Source organism: Bradyrhizobium centrolobii, assembly GCF_001641635.1.
GTDB lineage: Bacteria > Pseudomonadota > Alphaproteobacteria > Rhizobiales > Xanthobacteraceae > Bradyrhizobium > Bradyrhizobium centrolobii.
Map to the genome: position 1 here is coordinate 19,095 of NZ_LUUB01000101.1, position 21,266 is coordinate 40,360.

General features: G+C 65.7%; 20 protein-coding genes. 12 read left to right on the forward strand and 8 right to left on the reverse strand.

The window, feature by feature from the left end:
- Positions 1 to 233 precede the first annotated feature (233 nt).
- Both fbcH and petA read right to left on the reverse strand, forming a co-directional pair.
- The gene (gene fbcH, locus AYJ54_RS36700; RefSeq protein ID WP_063707004.1) at positions 234 to 2,297 is read right to left on the reverse strand and encodes a cytochrome b/c1; all 2,064 of its coding nucleotides are present in this window, start codon (positions 2,295 to 2,297) and stop codon (positions 234 to 236) included.
- A gap of 62 nt (positions 2,298 to 2,359) precedes the next feature.
- Positions 2,360 to 2,890 (reverse strand): ubiquinol-cytochrome c reductase iron-sulfur subunit, encoded by a 531-nt coding sequence (petA, locus tag AYJ54_RS36705; RefSeq protein ID WP_063707006.1) that lies wholly within the window; start codon positions 2,888 to 2,890, stop codon positions 2,360 to 2,362.
- A 277-nt stretch (positions 2,891 to 3,167) separates the two neighbouring features.
- Between petA and AYJ54_RS36710 the strand changes: the two genes are divergently transcribed.
- The 6 genes from AYJ54_RS36710 to AYJ54_RS36735 all read left to right on the forward strand — a co-directional run bounded on the left by AYJ54_RS36710 (position 3,168) and on the right by AYJ54_RS36735 (position 6,782).
- Positions 3,168 to 3,626, forward strand: a complete 459-nt coding sequence (locus tag AYJ54_RS36710; protein ID WP_063707008.1) for a tRNA (cytidine(34)-2'-O)-methyltransferase — start codon at positions 3,168 to 3,170, stop codon at positions 3,624 to 3,626.
- A gap of 18 nt (positions 3,627 to 3,644) precedes the next feature.
- Entirely contained in the window at positions 3,645 to 4,277 is a 633-nt protein-coding gene (gene queE / locus AYJ54_RS36715) for a 7-carboxy-7-deazaguanine synthase (protein WP_063707010.1), read from the forward strand.
- A 17-nt stretch (positions 4,278 to 4,294) separates the two neighbouring features.
- A complete protein-coding gene (locus AYJ54_RS36720) occupies positions 4,295 to 4,660 on the forward strand; it encodes a 6-pyruvoyl trahydropterin synthase family protein (protein WP_063707116.1) in 366 nt (121 codons plus the stop codon).
- Positions 4,661 to 4,787: 127 nt separating this feature from the next.
- Positions 4,788 to 5,675, forward strand: coding sequence for an oxygen-dependent coproporphyrinogen oxidase (hemF, locus tag AYJ54_RS36725; RefSeq protein ID WP_201724304.1), 888 nt, complete (start codon positions 4,788 to 4,790; stop codon positions 5,673 to 5,675).
- Positions 5,672 to 6,412, forward strand: a complete 741-nt coding sequence (locus tag AYJ54_RS36730; RefSeq protein WP_063707012.1) for an HAD family hydrolase — start codon at positions 5,672 to 5,674, stop codon at positions 6,410 to 6,412. The genes hemF and AYJ54_RS36730 overlap by 4 nt, the downstream gene beginning before the upstream one ends.
- 127 nt (positions 6,413 to 6,539) lie before the next feature.
- Entirely contained in the window at positions 6,540 to 6,782 is a 243-nt protein-coding gene (locus AYJ54_RS36735) for a YodC family protein (RefSeq protein WP_063707017.1), read from the forward strand.
- A 69-nt stretch (positions 6,783 to 6,851) separates the two neighbouring features.
- Here the strand turns inward: AYJ54_RS36735 and AYJ54_RS36740 are convergent, their stop codons facing one another.
- The 5 genes from AYJ54_RS36740 to AYJ54_RS36760 are packed head-to-tail and all read right to left on the reverse strand — an operon-like array spanning position 6,852 to position 10,425.
- Entirely contained in the window at positions 6,852 to 7,622 is a 771-nt protein-coding gene (locus AYJ54_RS36740; protein WP_063707018.1) for a sulfite exporter TauE/SafE family protein, read from the reverse strand.
- The gene (locus AYJ54_RS36745; RefSeq protein WP_063707019.1) at positions 7,619 to 8,875 is read right to left on the reverse strand and encodes a CCA tRNA nucleotidyltransferase; all 1,257 of its coding nucleotides are present in this window, start codon (positions 8,873 to 8,875) and stop codon (positions 7,619 to 7,621) included. Before AYJ54_RS36745 ends, AYJ54_RS36740 begins: the two co-directional genes overlap by 4 nt.
- Before the next feature lie 10 nt (positions 8,876 to 8,885).
- Entirely contained in the window at positions 8,886 to 9,149 is a 264-nt protein-coding gene (locus tag AYJ54_RS36750) for a DUF6111 family protein (RefSeq protein ID WP_063707020.1), read from the reverse strand.
- Positions 9,146 to 9,817, reverse strand: coding sequence for a CoA pyrophosphatase (locus AYJ54_RS36755; RefSeq protein ID WP_063707021.1), 672 nt, complete (start codon positions 9,815 to 9,817; stop codon positions 9,146 to 9,148). Before AYJ54_RS36755 ends, AYJ54_RS36750 begins: the two co-directional genes overlap by 4 nt.
- Positions 9,814 to 10,425, reverse strand: coding sequence for a DUF1285 domain-containing protein (locus AYJ54_RS36760; protein WP_063707022.1), 612 nt, complete (start codon positions 10,423 to 10,425; stop codon positions 9,814 to 9,816). Before AYJ54_RS36760 ends, AYJ54_RS36755 begins: the two co-directional genes overlap by 4 nt.
- Before the next feature lie 249 nt (positions 10,426 to 10,674).
- Between AYJ54_RS36760 and AYJ54_RS36765 the strand changes: the two genes are divergently transcribed.
- The 6 genes from AYJ54_RS36765 to AYJ54_RS36790 all read left to right on the forward strand — a co-directional run bounded on the left by AYJ54_RS36765 (position 10,675) and on the right by AYJ54_RS36790 (position 20,583).
- The gene (locus tag AYJ54_RS36765) at positions 10,675 to 11,673 is read left to right on the forward strand and encodes an AAA family ATPase (protein ID WP_063707023.1); all 999 of its coding nucleotides are present in this window, start codon (positions 10,675 to 10,677) and stop codon (positions 11,671 to 11,673) included.
- Positions 11,673 to 12,617, forward strand: coding sequence for a DUF58 domain-containing protein (locus AYJ54_RS36770; RefSeq protein ID WP_063707024.1), 945 nt, complete (start codon positions 11,673 to 11,675; stop codon positions 12,615 to 12,617). The genes AYJ54_RS36765 and AYJ54_RS36770 overlap by 1 nt, the downstream gene beginning before the upstream one ends.
- A complete protein-coding gene (locus AYJ54_RS36775; protein WP_063707025.1) occupies positions 12,614 to 15,421 on the forward strand; it encodes a DUF4159 domain-containing protein in 2,808 nt (935 codons plus the stop codon). The genes AYJ54_RS36770 and AYJ54_RS36775 overlap by 4 nt, the downstream gene beginning before the upstream one ends.
- A 7-nt stretch (positions 15,422 to 15,428) precedes the next feature.
- Complete coding sequence (locus tag AYJ54_RS36780) at positions 15,429 to 17,492, forward strand: hypothetical protein (protein ID WP_063707027.1); 2,064 nt, start codon at positions 15,429 to 15,431, stop codon at positions 17,490 to 17,492.
- A gap of 149 nt (positions 17,493 to 17,641) precedes the next feature.
- On the forward strand, positions 17,642 to 18,046 hold the full coding sequence (locus AYJ54_RS36785; RefSeq protein ID WP_063707029.1) for a DUF2946 family protein: 405 nt from the start codon (positions 17,642 to 17,644) through the stop codon (positions 18,044 to 18,046).
- Positions 18,047 to 18,216: 170 nt separating this feature from the next.
- Positions 18,217 to 20,583: a TonB-dependent receptor gene (locus tag AYJ54_RS36790; protein ID WP_063707030.1), complete on the forward strand. Its 2,367-nt coding sequence runs from the start codon at positions 18,217 to 18,219 to the stop codon at positions 20,581 to 20,583.
- Here AYJ54_RS36790 and AYJ54_RS36795 read toward each other — a convergent pair.
- Positions 20,573 to 21,088, reverse strand: coding sequence for a GNAT family N-acetyltransferase (locus AYJ54_RS36795; RefSeq protein ID WP_063707031.1), 516 nt, complete (start codon positions 21,086 to 21,088; stop codon positions 20,573 to 20,575). The two genes, AYJ54_RS36790 and AYJ54_RS36795, sit on opposite strands and share 11 nt — an antisense overlap.
- Between the last annotated feature and the right edge of the window lie 178 nt (positions 21,089 to 21,266).

Below are 21,266 nucleotides of genomic sequence, written 5' to 3' on the forward strand. Positions count from 1 at the left end.
ATGTTCTGGGGAGCGTGGAGGTATTTTGGCGGCTGGCCGCGCCCGACGCAATCCACACTCCCGTCATTCCGGGGCGCGCTGTAGCGCGAAACCGGAATCCATCAGGCCGCGAAGTTGGTAGACGAATGGATTCCGGGTTCGATGCTGGCGCATCGCCCCGGAATGACGGCAAGTTGAGCCGACAAAAAAGCCCCCTCGCGGGGGCTTTCTCATTCTCGTCTCGCGTTCGTCGCTCAGTGCGCGTCTGCCCAAACCTTCTTCTTGGTGAAGTACATCAGGCCGGCGAAGATGATCAGGAACACGAACACCTGGAAGCCGAGGCGCTTGCGCGCCTCCATGTGCGGCTCGGCGGTCCACATCAGGAAGGTGGTGACGTCCTTGGCGTACTGCGCGACCGTGGTCGGCGAGCCGTCGTCATAGGTCACCTGGCCGTCGCTGAGCGGCTTCGGCATCTTGATGGCGTGGCCGGGGAAGTACTTGTTGTAGTAGGAGCCCTCCGGGATGGTCACACCCTCCGGCACCTTCTCCTCGAAGCCCTGAAGCACCGCCGCGACATAATCCGGACCCTGCTCCTGATACTGGGTGAAGAAGTCGAAGATGAACCAGGGGAAGCCGCGCTCGTAGGAGCGCGCCTTGGTGATCAGCGACAGGTCGGGCGGCGCCGCACCACCATTCGCCGCACGGGCTGCCTGCTCGTTCGGGAATGGCGAGGGGAAGTAGTCGGCCGGGCGGCCGGGACGCTCGAACATGTCGCCGGCATCGTTCGGACCGTCCTTGATCTTGTACTCCGAGGCAAACGCGACCGCCTGCGCCGGCGAATAGCCGGGACCGCCGGCTTCCGCGAGGTTGCGGAAGGCAACAAAGGACAGGCCGTGGCAGTTGGAGCAGACCTCCTTGTAGACCTTCAACCCGCGCTGGAGCGCGCCGCGGTCGAACTTCCCGAAGGGACCGGCGAAGGACCAGTTGTTGCCCGGCGGCTTGTCGTTTCCTTCGGCGGCACGGGCGTCCTGAATCGTGCCGGCTAACAGCGCGCCGGCTGCGACGAGCGCGACCGCGACGGAGGCCGCGACCCTGCCGCCCTTGGCGAGAACCGCGTCGGCGATCGAGTTCGGCACCGGGCGCGGAGTCTCGATGCGGGAAAGCAGCGGCAGCACGATCAGGAAGTAGGAGAAGTAGCAGACCGTCAGGACACGGCCGGCGATCACATAGATGCCCTCCGGCGGCTGCGCGCCGAGATAACCGAGCAGGATGCAGACCACGACGAAGATCCAGAAGAACTGCTTTGCGAGCGGACGATACTTCGTGGATCTGGTCCTGGCGCTGTCGAGCCAGGGCAGGAAAGCGAGCACGAGGATCGCCGAGAACATCGCGATGACGCCCGCGAGCTTGTTCGGGATCGAGCGCAGGATCGCGTAGAACGGCAGGTAGTACCATTCGGGCACGATGTGCGGCGGCGTGACTCCCGGATTGGCCGGGATGTAGTTGTCGGCGTCGCCGAGATAGTTCGGCATGTAGAAGATGAACCAGGCATAGAGAAGCAGGAAGCAGGACACGCCGAACAGATCCTTGATCGTCGCGTGCGGCGTGAATGGCACCGTGTCCTTTTCAGTTTTCGCTTCGACACCGTCCGGGTTGTTCTGGCCCGCGACATGCAGCGCCCAGACATGCAGCACGACGACGCCGGCAATCAGGAACGGCAAGAGGTAGTGCAGCGAGAAGAAGCGGTTCAGCGTCGGGTTGCCGACGGAATAGCCGCCCCACAAGAGCGTCACGATGCTCTCGCCGACATAGGGAAAGGCGGAGAACAGGTTGGTGATGACGGTGGCGCCCCAGAAGCTCATCTGGCCCCACGGCAACACGTAACCCATGAAGCCGGTGGCCATCATCAGGAGGTAGATGATGACGCCGAGGATCCACAGCACCTCGCGCGGCTCCTTGTATGACCCGTAATAGAGGCCGCGGAACATGTGGACGTAGACGGCGAAGAAGAACATCGACGCGCCGACTGCATGCATGTTGCGCAACAGCCAACCGTAATTGACGTCGCGCACGATCAGCTCGACCGACTTGAAGGCCAGATCTGCGTACGGCGTATAGTGCATCGCCAGGATGACGCCGGTCAGGATCTGGATCCCGAGCATCAAGGAGAGGATGGCGCCGAAGGTCCACCAGTAGTTCAGGTTACGCGGCGTGGGATACGCTACGAACGACGAGTGCATAAGACCAATGATCGGCAGACGTCGCTCGATCCATTGCAGGGCCGGATTGCTCGGCTGGTAGTCGGATGGTCCGCTCATGATGCGATCCTGAGGAAATAAAACGACATGACGGCTCGAAGCTTCAAACGAAGATTCGAGGCTCAGCCGATCTGAATTTTGGTGTCGGAGACGAACTGGTAGGGCGGCACCGCCAGGTTGGCCGGCGCGGGCCCCTGGCGGATACGACCCGACGAGTCGTATTGCGAACCATGGCACGGACAGAAGAAGCCGTCGTAATTGCCCTCATGGGCGATCGGGATACAGCCGAGATGCGTGCAGATGCCGATCACGACCAGCCACTGGTCATGGCCGGACTTGACCCGCGCCTCATCGGACTGTGGATCGGGCAGGCTCGCGACGTTCACCGCGCGCGCCTCTTCGATCTGCTTCTTGGTCCGGTGGCTGATGTAGATCGGCTTGCCGCGCCAGAACACCTTGATGTCCTGCCCCTCGGCAATCGGGGAGAGATCGACCTCGATCGGCGCGCCGGCGGCGATCGTCGAGGCATCCGGATTCATCTGGGAAATGAACGGCCAGAGCGTCGCAACGCCCCCTACCGCCGCTGCTGCCCCCGTTGCAACGAAAAGGAAATCACGGCGTGTCGGATGGTCCGCCGAAGACGCTGTCGTCACGATTCCAACCCTTTCTTTTATGCGACCGGTGGAACCGCTCCAGGGGGCGCCCAAAGGTCCCCAGAACAGGCTGCCGGCGCCCGCGGCCCCCCGCGGCGGCAGAACTTTGCTTGCCCACGCCGATACGGGTGAAACAGCAGTCCAGAATCGTTCTATTGGCACCCTTGCCGGGCGAGCGCAAGCCCGCTATCGGCGCGGAAGCGTGCAATGCACGAATTCCCGGGCGAGCGATGTTTTATTGAGACATTTCCGGCCCGCAACCGACCTTGCCACACCCATGCAGATAGCGCTTTTCCAGCCCGACATCCCCCAGAACACCGGCACGGTTCTCAGGCTCTGCGCCTGCCTGGAGATGGCGGCCCATATCATCGAGCCCGCCGGCTTTCCCTTCTCCGACCGGCTGTTCCGCCGGGCGGGAATGGACTATCTCAAGCATGTCAGCGTGACCCGCCACGACTCCTGGCCGAAATTTTCGGCCTGGCGCGCGGCACACGGCTACCGCCTGCTGCTGTTCACAACCAAGGGCGCCACAAACTATCTCGATTTCCGTTACCAGACGTCGGACATCCTGCTATTCGGGCGCGAGACGGCCGGCGTCACTGACGAGGTGGTCGAGGCTGCGGATGCGCGGCTGGTGATCCCGATCACGCCGGGGCTGCGGTCGCTCAATGTGGCGATGAGCGCGGCGATGGCCGCAGGTGAAGCGCTGCGGCAGGTCCGGAACCCGCAAGTTTGATACGTTGAGGAGAGAAGGTTGAGTTACGCGGTCAAGGAAATCTTCCTGACCCTGCAAGGCGAAGGCGCCCACGCGGGACGCGCTTCCGTGTTCTGCCGCTTTGCCGGCTGCAACCTGTGGAGCGGCCGCGAGGCCGATCGCGCCGACGCCGTGTGTAAATTCTGCGACACGGATTTCGTGGGCACCGACGGTACGCTCGGCGGGCGCTATGCCTCGGCCACGGAACTCGCCGACACCATCGCCGCGCAATGGACGGGATCGGCCGACAACCGCTACGTCGTGCTGACCGGAGGCGAGCCCCTGCTCCAGGTCGACGCTGCCCTGATCGAGGCGCTCCATGCCCGCGGCTTCGAGATCGGCGTGGAGACCAACGGCACGGTCCTGCCGCCCGAGGGGCTCGACTGGATCTGCGTTAGCCCGAAGGGCGGAAGCGAACTCGTGCTGCGGCACGGCCACGAGCTGAAGCTGGTCTATCCCCAGCCGCTCGCTGCGCCGGAAGCCTTCGAGGGCCTCGCCTTCGAGCGCTTCTCGCTGCAGCCGATGGACGGGCCCGAGGTCGCCGAGAACACGGCACGCGCCATCGACTATTGCCTGCGTCATCCGCGATGGCGGCTCAGCGTGCAAACGCACAAGTCACTCGGCATCAGATAGGATTGGTCGGCGAACAGATGTGGGAATTGACGAAATCGTTCCGCTTCGAGGCGGCGCATTCGCTGTCGGGAACGACCTTTGGCGCGGCGAGCGAAGAAATCCACGGCCACTCCTTCCGCGCCGAGGTGAGCCTGCGCGGCACGCCGGATCCTGTGACCGGCATGGTGGTCGATCTCGGCCTCGTCCAGCGCGCGATCGAGGACGTGCGGCTGACGCTGGACCACAAGTTCCTCAACAAGATCGAGGCAATTGGCGTGCCGACGCTGGAAAACCTCTCGCGCTTCGTCTGGGAGCGGCTGCAGCATATCGACGGGCTCACCCGCGTCAGCATTCACCGCGACAGTTGCAACGAGAGCTGCACCTATTACGGTCCGCAGGGCTAGTTTCGTAGAGTGGGCAAAGCGTAGCGTGCCCACCATTCAGGACGATCACAACAGCGGTGGGCACGGCGCAAGCGCGCCTTTGCCCACCCTACGCGCCACACACTCTGGCTGGCGACGGGAATTGCATATGGACGTTTCGATTATCGAGGATCGCAAGGCCCGCGCGCGCGGCTGGTTCGAACACTTGCGCGACGACATCTGCGAAAGCTTCGAGCGGCTGGAGGACGACGCACCCAAAGCGCTCTATCCGGGCGAGGCCGGCCGCTTCGAACGCACACCCTGGCAACGCACCGACCACAGCGGCGCCCCCGGCGGCGGCGGCGTGATGTCGATGATGTATGGCCGCCTGTTCGAGAAGGTCGGCGTGCATTGCTCGACCGTGCACGGTGAGTTCGCGCCGGAATTCCGCGCGCAGATCCCGGGCGCGGCGGAGGATCCGCGCTTCTGGGCCTCCGGCATCTCGCTGATCGCGCATATGCGCAATCCGCACGTGCCGGCGGTGCACATGAACACGCGCTTCGTCGTCACCACCAAGGCGTGGTTCGGTGGCGGCGCCGACCTCACGCCCGTGCTCGACCGCCGGCGCACGCAGGAGGATGCTGACACGATCGCCTTCCACGCCGCGATGAAGGACGCCTGCAGCGGACCGAACAGCGTCGCCGACTACGACAAGTACAAGAACTGGTGCGACGAGTATTTCTATCTGCCGCACCGGAAAGAGGCACGCGGCGTCGGCGGCATCTTCTACGATTGGCACGACAGCGGCGACTGGGAGGCGGATCTCGTCTTCACCCAGGACGTCGGCCGCGCCTTCCTGAAAATCTATCCTGAAATCGTGCGGCGCAATTTTTCGACGGCCTGGACCGCGGATGATCGCGACGAGCAACTGATCCGCCGTGGGCGCTATGTCGAGTTCAATCTGCTCTACGACCGCGGCACCATCTTCGGGCTCAAGACCGGCGGCAATGTGGACGCGATCCTGTCGTCGCTGCCGCCGGAGGTGAAGTGGCCATGACCGCAGTGAAACCACTGCCGCGCGCCATGCTGATCGACATGGACGACACCATCCTGTCGGCCTATGGCCGGCCCGAGATCGCCTGGAGCACGATCGCAAACGAGTTTGCCGAGGAGCTTGCACCGTTACCGCCGCATCAGGTCGCAACCGCGGTGCTGTCCTTTGCGCAAAATTTCTGGGCCAATGCGGACGCCGCGTGGCGGCTGAAGCTTGGCGAAGCGCGCCGCCTGACGGTCAAGGGCGGCTTCGCCGCCCTTGCCGCGGCAGGCCACCGCGCCCTGCCCGACGATCTCGCCATCCGCCTCGCCGACCGCTTCACGGCTTATCGCGAGGAGGAGATGTTCGTCTTCCCCGGTGCGCATGATGCCATCGACAGGCTGAAAGCGCTGGGCATCAAGCTCGCGCTGGTGACCAACGGCGCTGCCGACACCCAGCGTGCCAAAGTCGAGCGCTTCGAGCTGGCCCACCGCTTCCACCACATCCAGATCGAAGGCGAGCACGGTTTCGGCAAGCCCGAGGAGCGCGCCTATCTGCACGCGATGGACGCGCTCGGCGTCACCGCTGAGAATACCTGGATGATCGGCGACAACCTGGAATGGGAAGTCGTGACGCCGCAGCGCCTCGGCATCTACGCGGTCTGGATGGACGTGCATGGCAACGGCCTGCCCGAAGGCTCGCCCGTCAAGCCCGACCGCATCATCCGCTCGCTGAGCGAGCTCTTGCCAGACGCGGACTAACTTCCGACACCATCACGGCGATCATGGAATGTGCGAGCGCGACGCTACAGGCGGCTGCGCCGTGATCGGCGTGTCATGACGGCTTGCTAGCCTCAGCGCCGGGTCGATCAACTCGGAGGACAAATCCATGGAATTGAAAGCCGGCGATGTCGTGATGCTGAAATCCGGCGGCCAGCCGCTGACCGTCGTCGAGGTGAAGGAGGACGAGGTGCTCTGCCTCTGGATGGGCATGGAAGGCGATCTGTTCCGCGAGACGCTGCCGCTGGCCGTGCTTGAGCGCGCGGAAGAGGAAGATCACGAGGATAACGATGACGAGGACGATGACGAAGACGAGGAGGAAGACGAGGAGGACGATGAAGACGAGGAGTAAGCGCGTCTCGTCACGTCAAATGGGATTCCGATCGCGGTCCGGGATGACCAGCGCGCGGGCCGCGATCGTCTATCCCAAGAGCTGCCTTGCGGCGGCCGAGATCATCACCAGGCCGCCGGTGATCACGGCGACATCGAGGATCGCGGCGTGGATATGCACCGGCATCCGTTCGACGAAGGCCTTCGCGAGGAACGCGCCGGGGATGGCGATGCCGCCGATCAGAAGCGCAAAGGCGAGCACCTGCGCGGTCACGGCGCCGGCAAGGCCGAACACTGAAATCTTGATGACGCCCGTGCCGAGCGAGATCATCGCATCGGTCGCGATCACGGCGGCACCCTCGAGGCCCGCAGCCATCAGCAGCGAGAGCAGGATCACGCCGGAACCCGACGTGCCGCCGACCAGCACGCCATAGCCGACGGAGCCGGCCGCAAGCCCGGTGTCACCGATCTTGACCTCGCGGCGCCGAAGCACGCGCCGCAACGGCACGCTCAGGATCAGCATGGTGCCGATCACGAGCGCAGCGCCGGCATTGGTCAGCCGCGTATAGCCATAAGCGCCGAGCGCGGTCGTCACGGCAGCACAGGCGAGCACGATCAGCGCACGGCGGCGATCAGCATAGCGGAGATAGGCGACTGCGCGGCTGAGATTGGTGAAGATCGCAGAGATCGCGATGATCGGCACCACGGGCTCGGCGCCGACCATCGGTACCAGCACCAGCGGCATCAACGCGCCGGTGCCATAGCCGGCAAGGCCACCGATAATCGAAGCAAACAACGCCATCAACGCGACCAGCAGAAGCTGCAAAATCGAGATGTCGGCGAAGCCTGAGACGATGGTCACGTTTTCTGGTCGCGGCTGACGCGCGCCGCAGCTTGATCGGCGATGGATGCGAGTGCGGCCTCGTCTAGTGGAAAATCCGCCGCAAGCCAAGCATCCTCGGCGAGCGTGAGCACATGCCCGAGCGCCGGTCCTTCGACGAGGCCGCGCGCGATGAAGTCCGCGGCCCTGAGCGGAAATTTCGGCACAGTCCAGCGCTGCGGCAACTCGGCGAGTTCGCGCCAGCGCGACGAAGTCAGGTCGCCGCCGTCCCTCGCCCAGGCCAGCAACACGCGATCGTGATAGCGTTCAATGCCCAACCGGTACAACAGCCGTCGTGCATTGGCCTCGTCCTTGCTGGCAAACCGCCACCATCGATGCCCCATCGAATCCAGCGCCTTGGCTTCGGCGTTGGAGAGCCTCAAGCGAGCGGCGACGCGCTTGGCGTCCTCGGTCACGGCCACCGTCAGCGCAGCCAGGCGCCGGGTGGCACTCGCCGGCAGACCGAGCGCGCGCTCGATCCCGATCATCGCCGACATCGGCCCGGTGTAGGCGACGCCGCCGATCAGGGATTGCAGCAAACCGCCCTCGACCATCGCACCGGCCGCCGCGGCCGCGCCGCCCGCCACGAGCAGCTTCAGCATCTCCATGCGCACGCGCTCGGCGGAGAGGCTCGCAAGGCCGGCGCGGCCGCGGATGCAGGCGAGATAGCCGTCGCGATCGGGCTCGCCGGCGCCGAAGGCGGCGTGAATGCGGAAGAAGCGCAGGATGCGCAGGTAGTCCTCCGCGATGCGCTGGTCGGGATCGCCGATGAAGCGCACGCGGCGCGCGGCAACGTCCGCAAGGCCGCCGACATAGTCGTAGACGACGCCGCTCGCATCGACCGACAATCCGTTCATGGTGAAGTCGCGCCGCTCGGCATCCCGCATCCAGTCGCGGCCGAAAGCGACCTTGGCCTTGCGGCCGAACGTCTCGGTATCCTCGCGCAGCGTCGTGATCTCGTAGGGATGACCGTCGATGACCAGCGTGACGGTGCCGTGGTCGATGCCGGTCGGCACGCTCTTGATGCCAGCGCTCCTCGCCCGCAGCATCACCTCTTCCGGCAACGCCGTGGTCGCGATATCAATGTCGCCCGGCAGCAGGCCGAGCATCGCGTTGCGCACGGCGCCGCCAACCACGCGCGCCTCCTCGCCATTGCCATTGAGCAGTTGCAGGACGCGCGCGGTCCCGCCGGAGATCAGCCAGGGCGCATCGGCAAGTAAAGGCTCCGCGCTCATCTTTGGGCCCTTATTTTTCCATGCCCGGCACGAGCCTGCCATTCTCGATATGGGCGGGAACGTAGGTCGAATCCGGTGCGGCGCCGGAGAAATGCGCAAGCCCGATCAGGCCCGCGATCACCAGGACGAGCGCCATCAGCGCAAGGCGCGCGATGGTGTAGATCGGCCAGGACGACTGCACGAACAGGCCGGAACGGGTGGCAATCAGGAAAAGCGCATAGACGGCAAAGGGAATGAGGAAAATTCCGATCTCGGTCAGCGCCGGCCGGATCATGACGAATAAATCCGCTCATAAAGCACACGCAGCATTCCGGCCGTCGCGCCCCAGATGTAGCGTTCCGCAAACGGCATCGCGTAGTAAAACCGCTCCATGCCGCGGAATTCCTTGCTGTGCACCTGGTGGTTCGCCGGGTTCATCAGGAAGGATAGCGGCACCTCGAACGCGTCATCAACCTCGGAATGGTTGATGGTGAGTTGGAAGCCGGGCCGCACCCTGGCGACCGTGGGCAGGATACGGAAGCCAAAGGCCGTGCCGTAGAGATCGAGATAGCCGATCGGGTCGACGAAGTCGCGCGACAACCCGACCTCTTCCTCGGCCTCGCGCAACGCCGCATCGAGCGGCGAAATATCGGTCGCGTCGATCTTGCCGCCGGGGAAGGCGATCTGACCGGCGTGATCATTCAGATGCGCCGAGCGCTGCGTCAGCAGCACCGTCGGCTCGGGGCGGTCGACCACCGCGATCAGGACTGCCGCCGGCCGCACCGGCTGCTCGCGGGCGACGATCTCGAGCATCTTGTCGGTGCCCGGATCACCGGAGGCCGGAATGATGCAGGGATCGTAGAGGCCGGGCGGAACGTCGAAACCGAGGCGCGCCCTGGAGCGGGCGAAGAAATCCGCCGCGCTGGTCGCGACGGGCTCGTTCTTCAGGATAGGCTTGTTCAAAGCGCGGCCCTCACCTGCTCCGCGTCGGCCATGGCGAAGAATTCGCCGGCCGACTCGACGCCGAACGTCGGCTGGCCATCGACCATCCGCTCCTCACCCATGTCAACCAGGTCGTAGTAAAGCGCGCGGGTGACCTTGGCCCAGAGATCGGCCCGTACATGCAGATAGGGCGTCAGCCCACCGTCGTCAGCCTGCTCGAAGCGAAGCCGGTGCGCGGCATCGCAGGTGACCCAGTCGTCGACATTGGTGCGGAAGCGCAGCACGCGATGGTTGCTCTCGATGTCCTTCTGCATCTCCACCGCCATGAACGGCGCATCGTCGACGCGGATGCCGACCTTCTCCACCGGCGTGACGAGGAAATGCTTGCCGTCTTCGCGCTTCAGGATCGTCGAGAACAGGCGCACGAGCGCAGGTCGCCCGATTGGCGTACCCATGTAGAACCATGTACCATCAACGGCGATTCGGATATCGATATCGCCGCAGAACGGTGGATTCCAGAGATGTACGGGCGGCAGCCCTTTTTTGGCGCCGTCGGCATTGGCAGCACTTTTGGCGGCGGCAGTCAGCCCCTCAAGACCACGATCGGCGCTCTGCCCTTGGTTCGCCATGGTTTGCCCTGACTCTGTCATTTGGCACGTTTGGTGCAGATCTACGTTGTACATGGGTGCGCGGTTCCACCCCGGATTAGTTCGGTACGGGAGGTCGCCACTTCGTGATGCCGTACATATCCCGAAGCCGATATGGTGGGGATAGGTTAATTCAACGAATACATGGCCTTCCCTGCAAGTCTAGCATAGGGCCCATGTCATGACATGACGACGCAAGAGAGCCGCATGGCAGGCGCAAGGAGCTTACGGATGGCGGAAAGTGTCGAGAAACTCGAGGACGGGATCGTCCGTTCGGCCGAGCAGGTGTCGAGCCAGATTCGCGCGGCGAAGGACGCGATCGCGACCGTTATCTTCGGTCAGGATCGCGTGATCGAGAACACGCTGGTCACGATCCTATCCGGCGGCCATGCGCTGCTGATCGGCGTGCCCGGCCTCGCCAAGACCAAGCTGGTCGAGACGCTCGGCGTCACGCTCGGTCTCGATGCCAAGCGCATCCAGTTCACGCCCGACCTGATGCCGTCGGACATTCTCGGTGCCGAAGTGCTCGACGAAAGCACCGCGGGCAGGCGCTCGTTCCGCTTCATCGCGGGTCCGGTGTTCGCGCAGCTCCTGATGGCCGACGAGATCAACCGCGCCAGCCCGCGCACGCAATCGGCGCTGCTGCAGGCGATGCAGGAACAGCACATCACCGTTGCCGGCGCCCGCCACGATCTGCCGAAGCCGTTCCATGTGCTCGCGACGCAGAACCCGCTGGAGCAGGAAGGTACCTATCCGCTGCCAGAAGCGCAGCTCGACCGCTTCCTGATGGAGATCGACGTCGACTATCCCGACCGCGACGCCGAGCGGCGCATCCTGTTCGAAACCACTGGCGCCGAGGAGACGCTGGCGAAGGGATCGATGACTGCGGACGCGCTGATCACCGCGCAGCGGCTGATCCGGCGCCTGCCAGTCGGCGATTCCGTGGTCGAGGCGATCCTGTCGCTGGTGCGCTCGGCCCGTCCGGGGCCCGAGGGCGGCGATGCCGGCAAGTTCATCGCCTGGGGACCGGGTCCGCGCGCGAGCCAATCGCTGATGCTCGCGGTGCGCGCACGCGCGCTGATCGACGGCCGTCTCGCGCCCTCGATCGACGACGTGCTCGACCTCGCCGAACCCGTGCTCAAGCACCGCATGGCGCTGACCTTCCAGGCGCGCGCCGAAGGCCGCACGATTCCGGACGTGATCCGGCAATTGAAGACACGGATCGGTTGATGGCCGCAGACAACGGGCACACAGCGAAGGAGAGAGTAGCGATCCGACGTGCCGATGGCGAAAGCCGCACGCTCGCCGCATCGCTGCCGCGCCTGGTGCTGGAAGCCCGCCGTATCGCCGCCAACGTCATCCACGGCCTGCATGGCCGCCGCCGTGCCGGCTCCGGCGAAAGCTTCTGGCAGTACCGCCGCTTCGTCTCGGGCGAGCCGTCGCAGAACGTCGACTGGCGGCGCTCCGCGCGCGACGAGCATCTCTATGTCCGTGAGCATGAATGGGAGGCCGCGCACACGGTCTGGATCTGGCCCGACCGCTCGCCTTCGATGGCGTTCGCCTCGAAGCAGGCGCGCGAGTCCAAGCTCGAACGCACGCTGATCGTGGCCTTTGCACTGGCCGAGCTCCTGGTTACGGGCGGCGAGCGCGTCGGCATTCCCGGCCTGATGGCACCCACCGCAAGCCGCAGCGTCATCGACAAGATGGCGCAAGCTATGCTGCATGATGATGCCGATCGCCTGAGCCTGCCGCCGTCTTTCATCCCCTCGGCGCTCGCCGAGACCGTCGTGCTGTCCGACTTCTGGTCGCCGATCGCCGAGATCAGGACCATGCTGGGCGGGCTGTCCGGCTCCGGCGCTCATGGCACGCTGGTGCAGATCGTCGACCCCGCGGAAGAAACGTTTCCCTATTCGGGCCGTGTCGAGTTCGTCGAACCTGAAGGTTTCGGCATGATCACCGCCGGCCGCGCCGAAAGCTGGGTGCAGGATTACACCGCGCGGCTCGCGCTGCACCGCGACCAGATCCGCGCCGAGACCAACAAGCTCGACTGGCTGTTCACGACCCATGCGACCGACCGCTCGGCTGCCGAACTGCTCCTGTTCCTGCATGCCGGGATGCAGGTGAGCAAGTCGGGCGCGCGCACCACGACAATCAAGGCAGGGCCGGCCGCATGATGGGATTGCCGCTCGCCTTCACCGAACCGCTGCTCCTGATCGGGCTCGTCAGCCTTCCCGTGCTGTGGTGGCTGCTCCGCGTGATGCCGCCGCGGCCGCGCCGCATCGAATTTCCGCCGACGCGCCTGCTGTTCGACATCGCACCGAGGGAGGAGACGCCCTCGCGCACGCCCTGGTGGCTGACCGCGCTGCGCCTCTTGGCCGCGGCACTGGTGATCTTCGCCGCCGCCGGCCCGATCTGGAATCCGCAAACCGGGATCGCCGGCAGCAAGGCGCCGCTGATGATCATGTTCGACGACGGCTGGAGCGCCGCCTCGAACTGGGAGACCAGGATCAGAGCCGCCGACGAATTGATCGCCAATGCCGACAACGACCGCCGCGCCATCGCGCTGGTGCCGCTGTCGGAGCCGAACCGCGACATCACCCTGATGCCGGCCGGCGCGGCACGCGTTGCGCTGCGTCAGCTCGCGCCAAAACCCTATTCGATCGAGCGCGTTGAAACCCTTACCGCGATCGATCGTTTCCTCAAGGCCACCGGCGACTGCGAGATCGCCTGGCTGTCGGACGGCGTCGACACCGGACGCGGCGAGGAATTCCTGCAAGGCCTTAGCAAGACGATCGGAGATCGCAGCTTGACCGTGTTCGAAGGCGGCACGTCCTCTCCGCTGGCGCTCGTCGCGGCGGAGAATGCGGCCGCCAAGATGACGGTGAAGGTGCTGCGCACCGACAGCGGCATCGCCGCGGGTACCGTTCGGGCGCTCGACCAGAAGGGTTCGCCAATCGGCGAGGCGCGCTACGGCTTCGGCCCGCAGGACAAGGAGACCGAGGCGGCGTTCGATCTCCCGGTCGAGCTGCGCAACGACATCACGCGGCTCGAGATCTCCGGCGAGCGTTCGGCCGGCGCGGTGCAACTCCTCGACAAGCGCTGGCGTCGCCGCGCCATCGGCATCGTCTCGGGCGCGACCAGCGAGACCGCGCAGCCGCTGCTGGCGCCGACCTTCTATCTCACCCGCGCGCTCGCACCGTTTGCCGATGTCCGGCTGGCCGACAAGGGCTCGCCGCAGCAGGGCATCACGCAGTTCCTCGACCAGAAGCTGCCGATGATCATCCTGGCCGATGTCGGCACCATCGCACCTGAGCTCCGCGAGCGTCTCAATGCCTGGATCGACCAGGGCGGCGTGCTGGTGCGGTTCGCAGGTCCCCGGCTCGCGCAGGCCGAAGACGATCTCGTCCCGGTCAAGCTGCGCAAGGGCGGCCGGACGCTGGGCGGCAGCCTGACCTGGGAGAAGCCGCAGCATCTCGCCGCCTTCGCCGGCGACGGGCCGTTTGCCGGCGTTGCTGTTCCGAAGGACGTTACCGTGAGCCGCCAGGTGCTTGCCGAGCCCGATGCCGTGCTCGCCACCAAGAGCTGGGCCTCGCTCGAAGATGGTACGCCGCTCGTGACCGGCGAGCATCGCGGCAAGGGGGCGGTCAGCCTGTTTCACGTCAGCGCGGATATGCGCTGGTCGGACCTGCCGATGTCCGGCACCTTCGTCGAAATGCTGCGGCGGATCGTCGACATGTCCGGCTACACATCCAAGCCGGGTGCGGGGGTGGCTGGCGAGGCCAGCACGGAGACGGTGGCGCCACTCCACATCCTCGACGGCTTCGGCGCTTTCGGCCCGCCGCCGGCGACCGCAAAGCCGCTGCCCGCGGATTATCGCGACCGCGCCACGCCGGACCATCCGCCCGGCTTCTACGGCCCGGCAGAAGGACCGCTGGCCGTGAACACGCTTGCCGCCGCCGACCGGATCGCACCGCTCAACACCGCGAGCCTTCGCGCCCGGCATGCCACCTACACCAATGCCGAGCCGCGCGATCTGCGCGGGTGGCTGCTGTCGTCGGCGCTCGCGCTGTTCCTGATCGACGCCGTCATTGTCGCGCTGCTCGGCGGCGGCCTCGCCGCACTGCTGCGCCGCCGCGCCGCGACGGCCGTGCTCGCGATCGGACTGGTCCTGTCAGGTCTCGTGTCGCCCTCGCCGTCGCGCGCTGACAGCGCCGCGGACGAGTTCGCAATGAAGGCGGTATCGCAGACCCGTCTCGCCTACGTCGTCACCGGCAATGCCGACGTCGATTCCATCGTCAAGGCCGGCATGGCGGGCCTCACGTTGTTCCTGGCGCAGCGTACCGCGCTCGAGGCCGGCGATCCCGTCGGCGTCGATCCGGCGCGCGACGAACTCGCCTTCTTCCCGCTGGTCTACTGGCCGATCGTGCCGGGCGCGCCGAAGCCGCCGCAGGACGCGATCAACAGGATCGACGCCTATATGAAGCAGGGCGGCACCGTGATCTTCGACACCCGTGACGCGGTCGAGGCGTCGCCCGGCGAGAACGGCGCGTCGCAGACGCCGGGCATGCAGGCGCTCCGCGAGATCCTGTCCTCGCTCGACGTGCCCGAGCTCGAGCCGGTGCCGCGCGAGCACGTGCTGACCAAGACCTTCTACCTGCTGCGCGACTTCCCTGGCCGCTTCAACTCGGGCCAGACCTGGGTCGAAACGCTGCCGCGCGAGGAGGAGGACGAGAGCGCGCAGCGGCCCGCGCGTGGCGGCGACGGCGTCTCGCCGATCATCATCACCTCGAACGATCTTGCGGGAGCCTGGGCGATCCGTCCCGACGGCCAGCCGATGCTGCCGCTCACCCCGGGCGAACCGCGCCAGCGCGAATTCGCCTTCCGCGCCGGCGTCAACATCGTGATGTACACGCTGACCGGCAACTACAAGGCCGACCAGGTGCACGCGCCGGCCCTCATCGAGCGGCTGGGCCAATAGGATCGACATGAACTACGGCATCGCGTTTACGCCACTTGTTCCCGCGATCGTGCTGTGGGTCGCGCTTGCCGCGATCGTGGTGATCGCGGCCATCCTGCTGCTTGCCCGCGCGCGCGGCGCGGCCGTGCGCGTCGCCGCGCTGGCGCTGTTCCTGCTGGCGCTCGCCAACCCCTCGTTCACGCGCGAGGATCGAGATCCCCTCACCTCGGTCGCCGCGGTAGTCGTCGACAAGAGCCCGAGCCAGAATTTCGGCAACCGCACCCGCGAGGCCGCGCAGGCGCAACAATCGCTGGTCGACAGCCTGAAGCGGATCAAGGGGCTGGAAGTGCGCGTCGTTGACGCCGGACAGGCCGATGGCGAAACCGACGGTACCCGGCTGTTCGGCGCGCTCGCCTCGGCGCTCTCTGACGTTCCGGTCGACCGCGTCGCCGGCGCGTTCCTGATCACCGACGGCCGCGTCCACGACATCCCGGCCAACGCCGCCGCGCTCGGCTTCCAGGCGCCGGTGCATGCGCTGATCACCGGGCAGAAGGACGAGCGCGACCGCCGCATCGCGATCACCGCGGCGCCGCGCTTCGGCATCGTCGGCCAGACCCAGACCATCACCTACCGCCTCGACGATCAGGGCGTCACCGGCGAGCGCGCCAAGGTCACGATCCGGCGCGACGGCGAGGTCATCAACGAACGCACGCTGTCGAGCGGACAGACCGCGAGCGTCGACGTCGACATCAAGCATGCCGGGCCGAACATCGTCGAGATCGAAGCCTCCCCGCTCGAGCGGGAGCTGACGCCGGTGAACAACCGCGCCGTCGTCGCCATCGACGGCGTGCGCGACAAGCTGCGGGTGCTGCTCGTCTCCGGCGAGCCGCATTCCGGCGAGCGCACCTGGCGTAACCTGCTGAAGTCCGACGCCAGCGTCGATCTCGTGCACTTCACCATTCTCCGGCCGCCGGAGAAGCAGGACGGCACGCCGATCAATGAATTGTCGCTGATCGCGTTTCCGACCCGCGAGCTGTTCCAGCAGAAGATCAACGAGTTCCAGCTCATCATCTTCGACCGCTATGCCCGCCAGGGCGTGCTGCCGATCGCCTATTTCGACAACATCGCGCGCTATGTGCGCTCGGGCGGCGCGGTGCTGGTTGCCGCCGGCCCCGATTACGCATCGAACACGAGCATCTGGCGCACGCCGCTGGATTCGGTGCTGCCGGCCGAGCCGGTCGGTGTGACCGAAAAGCCGTTCTATGCGCATCTGTCCGACATCGGCAAACGCCATCCCGTCACGCGCGGGCTGGAAGGCTCCGCCAGCGAGCCGCCGCACTGGAGCCGCTTCTTCCGCACCGTCGACACCCGCAATGCGGTCAATCCACCGGTGATGACGGGCGTGGACGGCAAGCCGCTGTTGTTCCTGTCGCGCTTCGGCGAGGGCCGCGTCGCGCTGCTGCTCTCCGATCACATCTGGCTGTGGGCGCGCGGCTACGAGGGCGGCGGCCCGCATCTCGATCTGCTCCGGCGGATGTCGCACTGGCTGATGAAGCAGCCCGATCTCGACGAGGAAGCGCTGCGCCTCCAGGTGCAGGGCAAGGATCTCGTCGTCGTGCGCCAGACCATGTCCGACAGCGTCCCGCCGGTCAGCGTCACCTCGCCCTCCGGCGTGAGCCGCGATCTCACCTTGAGCGCCGGCGAGCCCGGCGAATGGCGCGCCAGCCTGCCGGCCAATGAGCTCGGCCTGTGGCAGGCGACCGACGGCACTCTGAAGGCGCTGATCAATGTCGGGCCGACCAATCCGAAGGAGTTTTCGGAAGTCACCTCCACCACCGACACCTTGAAGCCGCTCACGCAGGCGACCGGCGGCAACGCCGAGCGGGTGGTCGATGGTTCCAGCGTCGATCTGCCCCGCATCGTGCCGGTGCGGTCATCGAGCATCTTCCACGGCGACGGCTGGATGGGCGTCAGGATGCGCGATGCCAGCGTGGTGAAGGGCGTCGGCGTGCTGCCGATCTTCGCCGGCCTGATCGGGCTCCTGCTGCTGCTCGGCGCGTTCGCCGCGACCTGGGTCCGCGAAGGACGCTGATCGTCCGTTGCACGAACAACACATCGCGCGGCCGGTCCGACTAGACCGGCCCGGCCGCGGTTGACATCCGTTGACCGTTCCTGCGATGTTACATTGTAACATCGCGAAGGCCGGGGATTGGCGCCTCACGATGTGGGGTGCGTTTGCAAATGAAATGGTTCCGGTCGAACATCAAGCACGGCGCTCGGCTCGCGCTTTTCGCGCTGCTGGTGCAGTTCGCACTGACATTCGGCCACAGCCACTGGTTCGCCCAGGCTGCGCCACTCGCCCAGCTATCGCTGCAGCAGACTGGCGGCCAGAAGAGTGTCGTCCCGATCGACGGCTCGGCGCTCCAGAAGCAATCGCCCTCAAGCCCCGACCGGGAGCAGCCAGGCGACGACAATTGCGCGATCTGCGCCGTGGTCGCGCTGGCGAGCAACGTCGTGTTCGCGACGCCGCCTCTGCTTCACCTGCCGCAAGCCGTCGAGCTGCTCCACCGCACTACCGACGCCGAGTTCATCCATCTGAAATCGGCCGGTACGGCCTTCCAGCCCCGCGCCCCTCCCGCGTCCTGACTTCCAACGCTTGATAACGCCCGGACTCGTCGCGTTTGACGTAAAGCGCGGACGACCAGCCGGGAGCAGTTGAAGTCGAATTCCGTCGCATCGCGGCGGCAGGTCGCCTCCACCGAAAGTTTCATTGCCACAAGCAATCCTTCGGACGGCGCCTGACTGGAATCAGGACAATGAATTTTGAATTGCGACGCGCGCAGCGTCTGGGCGGAGCAAGCCTGCTCCTGCTCGGCGCCGCCGCCACTCCGGCGCTGGCCCAAGAGCTGGCCCAAGACAAACCGGCGGCCACCGAGCTTCCCGCTGTAACGGTGACGGCTCCCAGCCCCATTCAGCGCAGGGCGGTCGTGCCGTCACGCACGACGAGCCGCGTGGCGCGCGCCGCACCGGCGCGCAACCGCGAACGTGCACCCGAAGCGCCTCCGCCGCCTGCCGCGCCTCAGCAAGGCGTGCTGCCGATCGTGACCAACCAGTTCGCCACCGTCACCGTCGTGCCGAACGAGGAGATCCGCCGCGAGGGCACTGCCCAACTCGGCGATCTCCTGTTTTCCAAGCCTGGCATTACGGGATCAACCTTTGCGCCGGGCGCGTCAAGCCGCCCGGTCATCCGAGGTCTCGATGTCAATCGCGTCGGTATCGTCGAGAACGGCACCAACGCCGGCGGCGCCTCGGATCTCGGCGAAGATCATTTCGTGCCGGTGGATCCGCTCGCCACCAATCAGGTCGAGGTCATTCGCGGTCCGGCAGCGATGCGTTACGGCTCGACTTCGATCGGCGGCGTCGTAAGTGCGACCAACAACCGCATTCCGGACGCCCTACCCTCATGCGCAGCTCCGCCGTTCCAGTCCTATGGGCTGCCCGCGAAAGCGCCGCTGGCTGACACGCAATCATCACCTTGCGTGAACGTTGAGACGCGCACGTCGGTGAGCTCCGTTGATCGTGGTGTCGATGGCGGCATCCTGCTCGATACCGGCGGCGGCAATTTCGCGTTTCATGCCGACGCCTATGGCCGCAAGGCCAGCGATTACAGCATCCCGAGCTATCCATACCTGTTCGACCACACCAGACCGGTCAACGGTCAGCAGCCGAACTCGGCCATGCAGGCGGATGGCGCGTCGATCGGCGGATCGTATATCTTCACGGGCGGCTTTATTGGCGCTGCAATTACACAAAACGATTCGCTCTATCACATCCCCGGCATCGATGGCGCCGACCACAACACCCGTATCGACGCGCATCAGACCAAGATCACCACCAAGGGCGAGTACCGACCGGATGCGGCGGCAATCGACACGATCCGTTTCTGGGCCGGCGCGACCGACTACAGGCACAACGAGATCGGACTGGCCGATCCAACCGATCCCTTCAGCGACGGCGTACGCCAGACCTTCACCAACAAGGAGCAGGAACTGCGTATCGAAACGCAGCTAATGCCCTTTAATGCGCGATTCGCGGAAGTAACCACCGCGTTCGGGTTCCAGGCGGGCCATCAGGAGCTGACCGCGCCAAGTCCGGATGATCCGGGCTCGCTGTTCAACGGGCTGTGGAATCCGAACAACAACAACCGGGTCGCCGGTTACGTGTTCAATGAGTTCAAGTTCAGCGAACAGACCAAGGCGCAGATCGCCGGCCGTATCGAGCATGTCGAATTGCACGGCTCGACACCGAACTTCCCGGCCGACTACCTGCCCGACGGCGCGCCGCAGGTGAACATCGCGCGCAATCCGTCCTTCACGCCAATCAGCGGCAGCGTCGGCCTGTTGCAGGATCTGCCGGGCGGCATGGTCGGCAGCATCACCGCGCAATATGTCGAGCGCGCGCCGAAGCCCGCCGAATTGTTCTCACGCGGCGCCCATGACGCCACCGCGACGTTCGATATCGGCAATCCGAATCTCCTGATTGAGACAGCGAAGTCGGTCGAGATCGGCCTGCGCAAGGCGACGGGGCCGTTCCGGTTCGAGGCGACTGCTTTCTACACGCGCTTTGACAACTTCATCTTCCGCCGGCTCACGGGCGTCATGTGCGACGACGATTTCGCGTCATGCGGCACGCCCGACGCCGAGCTGAACCAGGCCGTCTACTCGCAGCGCGACGCGACCTTCCGCGGCGGCGAATTCCAGTCCCAGCTCGATGTCGGGGCGTTCCACGGCGGCATCTGGGGCATCGAAAACCAGTTCGACGTGGTCCGCGCCACCTTCACCGACGGCACCAATGTGCCGCGCATTCCGCCCTTGCGGATGGGCGGCGGCGTGTTCTGGCGCGACGACAACTGGCTAATGCGCGTCAACCTGTTGCACGCCTTCGCGCAGAACAACGTCGCCGTGATCGCGGAGACGCCGACGCCGGGCTACAACCTGCTGAAGGCTGAGGTCAGCTACAAGACGAAGCTCGCTTCGAACTGGTTCGGTGCACGCGAGATGACGGCCGGCATCGTCGGCAACAATCTCCTCAACGAGAGCATCCGCAACTCGGTGTCCTATACCAAGGACCAGGTACTGCTCCCGGGCATCGGCGTGCGCGCGTTCGCGAACTTCAAGTTCTAGCCTTGCTCCAGTCGGGGCCGACCGGCCCCGACACGCCTTCGAACGCGCCGTCGACGAGTTCGAACACCAGGACGCGGCTGGCGTCGACCGGACCCGGCATGATAACGCGCCCCTTCGGCACCGGCTTGAAGCCGACGCGGCTGTAATAGGGCTCGTCGCCGACCAGCAGCACCAGTCGGTGGCCGTTTTCCTTCGCGTCCTTCAGCGCACGCTCCATCAACAGCCGCCCGACGCCACGGCCGCGGAACGGCGGCTCGACGGTGAGCGGCCCGAGCAGCAGCGCCGGCGTCTCGCCGATCAGGATCGGCAATTGCCGCACCGAGCCGACCATCAGCGTACCGATGCGCGCGGTGAAGGAGAGTTCGAGCAGATGGTCGACGTGCTCGCGGATCCGGTAGGCGCTGAGCACGAAGCGGCCCGGGCCGAACGTGCGCTCGTGCAGCCGCTCGATCGCCTGGGCGTCGCCGGCGGCCTCGGGAAGGATGGTGAGGGAGAGATCGTTCATGTCAGCATAGCGTTTTCGAGCGAAGTGAATCCCGGTCCGCGTTCAGAAAACGCGTCAATATAGGAGGCGGAGTAGCATCTGGCGATGCGGAGGTCCATGGTAGCCAGGCGCCACTTCAGCTCCTTTTCAGCGCCGGTTGGGACAGATCGGCGAGCATCTTCATTTCGCGCGGCCCCCG

Bases quoted from the DNA above. Each gene is read 5' to 3' on its own strand.
- fbcH (WP_063707004.1), bottom strand. From the start codon at position 2,297: ATGAGCGGACCATCCGACTACCAGCCGAGCAATCCGGCCCTGCAATGG.
- AYJ54_RS36710 (WP_063707008.1), top strand. From the start codon at position 3,168: ATGCAGATAGCGCTTTTCCAGCCCGACATCCCCCAGAACACCGGCACG.
- AYJ54_RS36720 (WP_063707116.1), top strand. From the start codon at position 4,295: ATGTGGGAATTGACGAAATCGTTCCGCTTCGAGGCGGCGCATTCGCTG.
- hemF (WP_201724304.1), top strand. From the start codon at position 4,788: ATGGACGTTTCGATTATCGAGGATCGCAAGGCCCGCGCGCGCGGCTGG.
- AYJ54_RS36730 (WP_063707012.1), top strand. From the start codon at position 5,672: ATGACCGCAGTGAAACCACTGCCGCGCGCCATGCTGATCGACATGGAC.
- AYJ54_RS36735 (WP_063707017.1), top strand. From the start codon at position 6,540: ATGGAATTGAAAGCCGGCGATGTCGTGATGCTGAAATCCGGCGGCCAG.
- AYJ54_RS36745 (WP_063707019.1), bottom strand. From the start codon at position 8,875: ATGAGCGCGGAGCCTTTACTTGCCGATGCGCCCTGGCTGATCTCCGGC.
- AYJ54_RS36750 (WP_063707020.1), bottom strand. From the start codon at position 9,149: ATGATCCGGCCGGCGCTGACCGAGATCGGAATTTTCCTCATTCCCTTT.
- AYJ54_RS36760 (WP_063707022.1), bottom strand. From the start codon at position 10,425: ATGGCGAACCAAGGGCAGAGCGCCGATCGTGGTCTTGAGGGGCTGACT.
- AYJ54_RS36765 (WP_063707023.1), top strand. From the start codon at position 10,675: ATGGCGGAAAGTGTCGAGAAACTCGAGGACGGGATCGTCCGTTCGGCC.
- AYJ54_RS36770 (WP_063707024.1), top strand. From the start codon at position 11,673: ATGGCCGCAGACAACGGGCACACAGCGAAGGAGAGAGTAGCGATCCGA.
- AYJ54_RS36775 (WP_063707025.1), top strand. From the start codon at position 12,614: ATGATGGGATTGCCGCTCGCCTTCACCGAACCGCTGCTCCTGATCGGG.
- AYJ54_RS36780 (WP_063707027.1), top strand. From the start codon at position 15,429: ATGAACTACGGCATCGCGTTTACGCCACTTGTTCCCGCGATCGTGCTG.
- AYJ54_RS36785 (WP_063707029.1), top strand. From the start codon at position 17,642: ATGAAATGGTTCCGGTCGAACATCAAGCACGGCGCTCGGCTCGCGCTT.
- AYJ54_RS36790 (WP_063707030.1), top strand. From the start codon at position 18,217: ATGAATTTTGAATTGCGACGCGCGCAGCGTCTGGGCGGAGCAAGCCTG.
- AYJ54_RS36795 (WP_063707031.1), bottom strand. From the start codon at position 21,088: ATGAACGATCTCTCCCTCACCATCCTTCCCGAGGCCGCCGGCGACGCC.